Source organism: Sulfitobacter sp. L-8 (genome assembly GCF_056859255.1).
In genome coordinates this window covers 1-3141 of the sequence record NZ_JBSXOD010000005.1, presented here as the reverse complement: position 1 = coordinate 3141, position 3141 = coordinate 1, and the positions used below count along the sequence as shown (strand labels likewise).

The 3141-nt window shown below is 58.6% G+C and carries 4 protein-coding genes; all 4 read right to left on the bottom strand.

Translation table 11 applies throughout. The features are described 5' to 3' along the window. Positions 1 to 38: 38 nt before the first annotated feature. Genes AC13DE_RS00140 through tnpA form a run of 4 tightly spaced genes read right to left on the bottom strand, consistent with a single transcriptional unit; the run spans position 39 to position 3080 of the window. The gene (locus AC13DE_RS00140; RefSeq protein WP_483046630.1) at positions 39 to 641 is read right to left on the bottom strand and encodes a plasmid pRiA4b ORF-3 family protein; all 603 of its coding nucleotides are present in this window, start codon (positions 639 to 641) and stop codon (positions 39 to 41) included. Then, positions 638 to 2278: an IS66 family transposase gene (gene tnpC, locus AC13DE_RS00135; RefSeq protein WP_483046629.1), complete on the bottom strand. Its 1641-nt coding sequence runs from the start codon at positions 2276 to 2278 to the stop codon at positions 638 to 640. Before tnpC ends, AC13DE_RS00140 begins: the two co-directional genes overlap by 4 nt. 59 nt (positions 2279 to 2337) lie before the next feature. Continuing rightward, the gene (tnpB, locus tag AC13DE_RS00130) at positions 2338 to 2688 is read right to left on the bottom strand and encodes an IS66 family insertion sequence element accessory protein TnpB (RefSeq protein ID WP_072630505.1); all 351 of its coding nucleotides are present in this window, start codon (positions 2686 to 2688) and stop codon (positions 2338 to 2340) included. Beyond that, positions 2685 to 3080 carry an IS66-like element accessory protein TnpA gene (tnpA, locus tag AC13DE_RS00125; protein WP_483046628.1) on the bottom strand — a complete coding sequence of 132 codons (396 nt, stop codon included), beginning with the start codon at positions 3078 to 3080 and terminating at the stop codon, positions 2685 to 2687. The genes tnpB and tnpA overlap by 4 nt, the downstream gene beginning before the upstream one ends. Positions 3081 to 3141: the final 61 nt, after the last annotated feature.

Here is a 3141-nt window from a genome sequence, read left to right as displayed (position 1 = left end):
GTAACCATTCGGCGAAGGCCGTGGGCGCGCCGTATTGATCAGAGGTGTTCGGGTACGGCTTTTGGTTTACGCGGCTTCGGGGTCCATTTTTTGGCAAGACGCTCGAAGTTATCGAGGATGCGGCCGATCTCTGCCTCATCCGGGTCGAACTGTCCCCCACACCATTCCAGCATCTGGCCGTGTTCTTCGTGCTTGGGGTCGGCCATGGCTTCGAGGAAGGCAGTGTAGCCGGGAAAGCCACCCACATCCTCCGGAGGGCAAGCACCGATGGCCCTGACAAGGCGTGGATATGCGGCACCCGCGATGGCATCATCGATTTTCTCGACCTTGATCACGTGATGCCAGTTGTCGCCAAAGTCATAGATGTAATGGATGGTCTTGGTGCCAACATCTTCGATCACGTCAAGCAGGCTGGTTTTGCTGGCGGGCATCGGGCCATCGTAAAAGCCATCTCGATCTGGCACGCCCCAGCCGCTGCCGCCGGCCCTGAACTCATACAGGTGACTGTCGGTCCATCCCATGGCAGCCTGGATCACATCATGCAGGCGGTTCAGCTTGATCTTGAGGGCCACATCAAAGCGCCGAAGCACCTGAGGCTCGACATCGGACAATGTGACCTTGAGGCGCGCGACCAGTGTCATGCAGCAATCCTCTTCAATTCCATGGCGGCCTTCCAATTCCAGGGTAACAGTTCTGGTAGGCGTGACACAGGCATATCGGGCAGTCGCGCCAAGACGTCTGCCATCCATGCCTGCGGGTCGATGTCGTTCATCTTTGCCGTGACGATAAGTGTATACATGAAGGCTGCCCTGTCGCCACCGCGTTCAGACCCTGCAAAAAGCCATGACTTTCTACCCAATGCGATCCCTCTGAGCGCGCGTTCGGCGGCATTGTTCGTTAGGCAGAGGCATCCGTCATCAAGGAATGCGGTGAAGGCCTCCCAGCGACCTGTCCCCTCGAGCATGTAGTTGATCGCCTTGGCAACAGGGTTGTGCTTTGACATCCGGGCCCGCTCGGCCAGCATCCAATCATGCAGATCATTGACCATCGGCGCTACCCACTGCTGCCGGGCTTCATGACGCGCTGCATCTGACAGGCCGGTGATGTCACGCTCGACAGCAAAGATCGCATCGATCCGCGTCACAGCGTCCAGCGCGATGGGCGAGATCTCTTGTGCTACCTTTTTGCCCTTGCGGGCTATGGCCTTGATGTCGGCCAGTTCAAAGAACTTGCGTCTTGCGTGGCTCCAACACAGCGCACTACGGACCGGACCCGGACTACGATCTGCGAGATACAGATCATTGTAGCCGCCATAAACGTCCGACTGAAGAACACCGTGCCATTCGGCCAGATGCCGTGTTGGGTGTTCTTTCCGGCGATCTGTTGAGAAGTGGAAGAGGGCGGCGGGTGGCGCATCCCCATCCCACGGTCGATCATCGCGCACATAGGTCCACAGTCGCGCTGTCCTTGTGCCGCCACGCGCCAGAAGCGGCACGGTGGTATCGTCACCGTGCAAGCGGCCAGCGTCCAACACATGGCGCGCGATCAACGCATGAATGGGGGTCAGCGCCACACAAGCATGACCGATCAGATCAGCCAAGGTGGACAGGCTCAGATCAATCCCCTCACGTGCAATTCGCCCGGATTGCCGGTTCAACGGTTGGTGTTGTCCATACTTGTCGAAGGCGATCATCGCGATCAGTTGCGGCCCTGCCCAACCGCGTGGAATGGCGTGGAACGGGGCCGGCGGTTGGCTGATCTTCTCGCAAGCTCGGCAAGTGAACTTCTCGCGGACCGTCTGGATCACCTTCCACTGGCGTGGGATGACCTCCAGTGTCTCCGTAATATCCTCGCCCATTTTAACGATGCGGTCTGAACCACAGCAGGTGCAGCTGGTCGGGGCCTCTACCACGACACGCTCGCGCGGTAGATGGTCGGGAAAGGGTTTGCGCACGGGCTTGCGTCGCGTGAAGGCACGCACGGTGCTGGTCTTGTCCGCAGCCTGTTCAGCCGCCAGCGCATCCTCCGTTGCGGCCGCTTCCAATTCCTCAAGCTGCAATTCCAGCTGATCAATCAGCCGCGCGCGACGCTCGGAGGAGGTGCCGTATTTGTCGCGCCGAAGCTTGGCGATCTCCAGCTTCAATTCTTGGATCATTGCGTCCGTGCAGGAGGCCAGCGCGCGGGCCTGCGCCAATTCGGCTTCCGCAGCCTGCGCTCGGGCGGTCTGCGCGGCAAGTGCAGCGCTTAATCTGGCAATTTCGGAAGCGGCGTGTGACATGGCAAATATTTACCACAGAAGCCGTTAAACGCCAATAAAAACAGGCACTTCAGAACGAATTATCCAGCCGCTTTGGGCCTTTGCGTCCAGCGTGGATTGCGCCAATCGATCCCCTCGAGAAGATAGCCCAACTGCGCCGCAGATATCGCAACCGCCGTCCCGTCTTGGCTCACCGGCCAGATGAACTTCCCCGCCTCAAGACGCTTCAAATATAACGACATGCCCACCCCGTCATGCCAGAGCAGCTTCACCAGGTCACCTTTGCGGCCGCGAAAGCAAAAGATCTCGCCCGCATGCGGATCACGCCCAAGCCCCTGTTGCACTGTCAGCGCTAAAGTATTCATGCCTCGGCGCATATCCGTCACACCACCTGCAATCCACACCTTCGTTCCAGCCGGAAACGCGATCATGACCGCACCATCAAGCCGTTGAGCAGATGCGCAGCAGCTTCCATGTCAAAACCTGACGGAATCGCCACACGACACCGCGGGCCGAGGTCAATGGTCATGACAGGAGCTTGTGGCGCTGGCGCAGTGCCAGAGCCATCAGAAGCATCTTCGATCTTCATAACACGCAAAAATTGCGGGCCAGAACCAAGCAATCCGTTCTTATGGCGATAACGCCAATCGTAAAGCTGAGACCGCGAAACATCATGGCGTCGTGCAACCTCAGCCAATGTCACGCCGGCGCCAAAGCTTTCCTCAACGATACGGATCTTTTCGTCATCTGACCAACGGCGGCGACGGCCAGTATCAGAGACCGACAAAACTTGAATGCGGGGGGTGTCTTCGTGTGCGTCCATAAGGACACTCGATAAACGATCTCACAGCCCAGCAGCCAGACGGCCCTCGGCGGAGGTTTAC